Source organism: Deltaproteobacteria bacterium (assembly GCA_028818775.1).
Lineage (GTDB): Bacteria > Desulfobacterota > Binatia > UBA9968 > JAJDTQ01 > JAJDTQ01.
Map to the genome: position 1 here is coordinate 1 of JAPPNE010000112.1, position 4,704 is coordinate 4,704.

The following is a 4,704-nucleotide window of genomic DNA, read 5'->3' on the forward strand; positions in this document are numbered from 1 at the left end:
CGCGACGCGAGTTCTGCAAGGCTTCGAGGAAGATTTCGATCGGGCGGGAAGCCCAAAACTTCGTGACGCGCTTGAGCGCGTTCTTGTGGACCCGGGCGCGAATGGTCGCGGCCGGAGGATTGGCGTTGTTGGTCATGTGGGTCTCCGTGATGGCTGCAAAAGCAAACGCCCCGCCCTGCGGTGTGCGGGGCGGGGCGCTTGCGGGCAGAGGAAGGTTCAGACGCGGCGCAGGAACTCGGGCAGATCGAGCCCGTCGCCGTTGTCATGGCCGTTGGCGGCACGGACCACGGCATCGCCGTTGACGGCAATGGTCGGGGCACCGGGTTCGACCGACTCCGTGGCTTTGGTACTTTCGCCCACGGAGACCGGCTCCGGCGCATTGGCAGGTGCGTCGGCGCTCCGCGGTTCCACCTGCTCCACGGGGGCGGCCTCGTCCGGTTCCGCCGACGCTTCCGCATCGGCCACAGCTTCCGGCGCCACTGCGTCCGCGGCCATCTCCGCGCCGGCATTCTCGACACCCGCGCGGCCCGCGTCGAACGCGGCGAAGCCGGGCGGCGTCCAGGCTAGCGCGGCCGCGTGGGCGGCGGCGGTGACGCCTACCGGTGGCGTGCCGGCCGCGAATGCCTCTTCCATCGCCTTGGCGAGGTCAGCCTTCTTGCTCTTGGCCCGCGCCGAGGCCCACGCCGCTCCCAGGGTCTCCCTGGCGATGTCCAGGATGCGGCCCTTGTTGATGCGCGACCACAGCATGGCCGCGGTCGGGCGAACCTGGCCCGCGAAGTCGATGCCCAGCCGGGCGATGGTGGCTTCCAGCTCGGGACGCGCCCCGGGCTCGAAGGCCAGTTGGCCGTTCACCGTGCGCGCCACCGAGGCCGCGAACAATGCCTGCTTCTCGGCCTCCGGCAACGCCCGGAGCGCCGCGAACGATTCCCCGTCGTCCTGGATCGCCAGCCAGTCCAGCGGCAGGCCGGAGCGGTCGGCGAGCATGGCCTCGCCCGGGCTCCAGGCGCCGAAGTCCTTGTCGTTCATGCGCATCGTCGGACGGTCGGGGGTCTCGCTGATGGCGATGTCGAGGGCGTGGGCCTGGGAGGCATGCGTGAACACGGAGCGGCCGAGCTGGAACAGCATGAGGTCGAAGGCGGCCTCGAAGTCGTTCCCCAGATGCGCCTTCACCAGGGCCGTTCGGATCGATCGGAGATCGTCCGAGAGCCCGATCCCCACTCCCGCCTCCTTGCGCGCCTCGGCCTCGGGATCCGGGGCCGGGGCCATGGGGCCGGAGATGGACGGTCCACGGAGCCGGTCGGACCCCGTGGCCTCGCCGTTCTCACCGTCACCGGCGTCACCGCCGTTGCTGTTGTCGGCATCGGCCGGCTTGGGCATGTCCCCGGGACGGACCAGTCCCTTGATGACCTGGAGCTTGCCGTCCCGGCCGATGGTGGCGATGCAGCCCGCGATGGCGTAGTCCTCCGCCTGGTAGGCCGCCCGGGCCTCCACCGCCGCGTGGATCTCGTCCGTGCGGGTCTCGATGGCGCAGGCCTCCTCGCCGAGTTGCTCGGTCCATTCGTCCTCGTCGAGTTCGCAAAGCTCGTCCTCGCGGGAGCGCAGACGCTCCAGCTCGGCCGCCTCCTCGGCCGTGGGTGTTACGGGTTCCGGCTGGATGCGCCCGTAGCGCGCAAGCTCGGTCCAGTCGACCTCCGGCACTGCCGTTGCCCAGCGCCAGCGGGTCGCCAGGTCCTTCGCGGTTTCGTCCAGCTTCTCCATGGCGAGATTGTTCAGCAGCACCGGGTCCTCCAGCCAGACGCCGCTCTCGTCCTCGTCCGAGAAGAGGTCCCGCAACACCGCTCCGCCCGCGGCCTCGTAGGCGTCGACCCCCACGAAATGCGCCACGGCGGAGTTGGCCGGAACCCGGTCCTGGGTGAGGAGCCGCTTCACCTGCCAGGCGGTGGGGCGGTAGCCCTGGCTGGCCACCTGCTGGTAGACCGTCATCTGGCGGTGATGGTCGGTGGTGACGGCGAAGCCCTTGAGCGTCTCCAGGTCGATGGCGCCGGCGCGGTAGGCGTCGAGGAGTTCGGGCGCGGCGTTGCCGAGCCGAAGACGCTGTTCGACCAGGCGCTCGGAGATGCCGAAGCGGGCGGCGATGGAGGACACCGATGAGCCGGACTCGGCCAGGTCCCTGAACGCCGCCACCTGGTCGGCCGGATGCATGGCGATGCGGACGACGTTCTCGGCGAGAGACAGCTCGGCGGACGGGGCATCGCCGTCCACGACCAGGCAGGGCACAGGATGGGCGGCGTCGAGCACGCCGTCTGCGGCTAGGGCCTTCAGGGCCGCGAGGCGTCGTCCGCCCGCGACCACGGCATAGTTGCCGCCGGGGCCGTCGCTTCGGACGACGAGGTTCTTGAGGAGCCCGTGGGCGGTGATGGAAGCCTTCAACTCGGCGTCTGCCGCCGCATCGGGCGGTGTCTTGCGCACGTTCTCCGGCGCGATCACCAGTCGGTCGAGTGCGATCGGGTGGATCGCGGGTTCGTGGATGGGAGCGGTATGGTTCATCGATTCCTCCTTGCATGGTGGTTGGCGGGTATAGCGGCTCTCTCTGCCCCTGTCTGCCGCCGGGCCTCACGCCAAGCTCCGCCTCCGGGCGGTGTTGGTGCGGCGATCTGGGGCGCGATTGTCGGCGGGACGGGCTGCAACGAACGCCGGAGCCGGGATGGCGTCCGGAGTCCGGAAGTTGCCGGACACGGGAAAGCTCGTGCGGACCGGACTCCGGGCGGTGCGGACGCAACGTCGGAAGTCCGGGAGGGGCCGTCGGAGGCCTTGGGGGTCAGTTGCCGGTCACGTGCTTGTGAAGGTCCTCGGGGTCGACGATGGGTTCGCAGGAATGCTGTGGCGGTGATGTGGAATGGCGTTCAGGAAGCGGAGTAACACCTGGAGCGGGTCGTGGTACCGGAGGCGCGCGACCGCGCCTGTCAGGCGGTGGCGAACCTCCTGACCTCGACCGGCTCGCGGTCATGCTGCGCGCGCCAGAGGTCGTACTGCATCTGCTGGGTCAGCCAGCTTTCGGGGCTGCCGCCGAAAGCCTCCGACAACCGGATGGCCATCTCGGGGGATATGCCGAGGCGGCCGTTGAGCAGCAGGGACAGCGTGTTACGCGATACCGCGAGCCCCTTCGCGGCCTCGGTCACCGTCAGGCCCAGGGGTTCGAGGCACTGGCGCCGGATGAATGCGCCCGGATGGGGCGGATCGTGCATGAGCATGAGTATCGTGCCTCCCTAGTGGTAGTCCAGGTAGTCGACGTCGGCGGCGTGGCCGTCGTCAAACCGGAATATGACCCGCCAGTTGGCACGGACCGTCACCGCCCAGAAGCCGGCATGTTCGCCGCTGAGCCGATGCAGCCGGAACCCCGGCAGGTCCATGTCCTCCGGGGTCGCGGACGCGTTGAGGCGCACCAGGACGTCGCGTACCGTTTCGCGGTGCTCCGGGTGGATGCGCCGCGCGTCGCCGCGCTCCATGAAGCGCCGGAGCGCCCTGCTCCTGAAGTTGCGTATCATGATGAAGCGTAATGTGCACTATGGCGCATGTCAACGACGGACGTCCGCCGGGATGCCGTCTTGAGCCGGGGGGCTCACGGAGACCGCGGCAATGGCCGCGGTTGCCTCGCCGTCGGCGGAGCGCGAGAGGAGGCAGAAGTTGTCGAACCGGCCGCCGGTCAGGGCCTCGAACGCGCGGCGGTGACCCTTGGTGATGTTCCTGGAATGCGAATCCGGGCGTTGCGGCTTGCGGACGGCGGCAGATCGGTGGTAGGCTTCGAGACGGCGTTGGAGTCATACTCACACTCACCTCATGCCTGCGGGCGAGCGCGGGGGTTGTGGCCCGCCCAGCGCCGCTTCCCCCCTCCACTGTCCCCGTCCTCCCTGGTCGACCTCTCGAAGCGGCGGCGCGCCGCGGCGAGGTCGTGTGGCCGCGCCCGGTGCAGGGTCAGGGTATAGGTCCGTGATCCGTCCTGCGACGACTTGACCGCTCGTATCGGGCATGGCGGCGACCTCCGTGGGGTGGCGTGGGGGGCGCCCGGCCGGCGGGACGTTCGCGGCGAGCGGATCAGTGAAGGTGATCGTGGTCATGGAGCAGCTGGTCTTCCATCTCGCCAAGCCAGGAATAGCGACCGGTGCGGGACGACCATTCGTCCATGTCGCCGTCGTCGTGCGGAAGCTCGTAACCGGAAAAGGCGCGCCAGTCGCCGTGACCGAACCCCCGCCACAGGGCGCCTGCGAGGCTTGCGGCGGCGGTCCAGGCAATCGCCGCCACCCAGAGCAGGCCGATGTGCTCCGCCCCCGTGTCGAGGGCGAGCGCAACGGCGGTACAGACGGCGGCGAGGGCGAGTCCGCCCGGCACGATGGCGCGTACGGGCCAGGCGGTCCGGCGCACGGGGCGGTCCGGGCCGCCGTCCTGAGCTGCGAAACTTCCTGTCATGTTCATTGCCTCCAGTGTGCCGACGGCGCCGGCGCGATTCCCGGGGCTTCTGCCGCCGCGCCGCGCTTTTCCCCTTCCCTCAGGAGGCTGCGATGTCGATGCGATCGCCCCACGGCTCGCGGGTCCGATCGGACGGCGGCGTCCCCCAGTTGCAGAACACGATGGGGTAAGGCGGCTCGGCCTCTGGATAGCTCGAGCACTCCATGTCCGTGAGGTACAGACACACGGTTGGCTGTATCC

Annotated in this window: 4 protein-coding genes; all 4 read right to left on the reverse strand. The window is 69.7% G+C overall.

Features of this window, described 5'->3' with window-relative positions; genetic code table 11:
• Window positions 1-216: 216 nt before the first annotated feature.
• The 4 genes from OXU42_13105 to OXU42_13120 all read right to left on the reverse strand — a co-directional run bounded on the left by OXU42_13105 (window position 217) and on the right by OXU42_13120 (window position 4,464).
• Complete coding sequence (locus OXU42_13105) at window positions 217-2,547, reverse strand: ParB N-terminal domain-containing protein (protein ID MDE0030326.1); 2,331 nt, start codon at window positions 2,545-2,547, stop codon at window positions 217-219.
• 416 nt (window positions 2,548-2,963) lie between these two features.
• Window positions 2,964-3,251: a HigA family addiction module antitoxin gene (locus tag OXU42_13110; protein ID MDE0030327.1), complete on the reverse strand. Its 288-nt coding sequence runs from the start codon at window positions 3,249-3,251 to the stop codon at window positions 2,964-2,966.
• A gap of 15 nt (window positions 3,252-3,266) precedes the next feature.
• Window positions 3,267-3,545 (reverse strand): type II toxin-antitoxin system RelE/ParE family toxin, encoded by a 279-nt coding sequence (locus OXU42_13115; GenBank protein ID MDE0030328.1) that lies wholly within the window; start codon window positions 3,543-3,545, stop codon window positions 3,267-3,269.
• 547 nt (window positions 3,546-4,092) lie between these two features.
• A complete protein-coding gene (locus OXU42_13120; GenBank protein ID MDE0030329.1) occupies window positions 4,093-4,464 on the reverse strand; it encodes a hypothetical protein in 372 nt (123 codons plus the stop codon).
• Window positions 4,465-4,704: the final 240 nt, after the last annotated feature.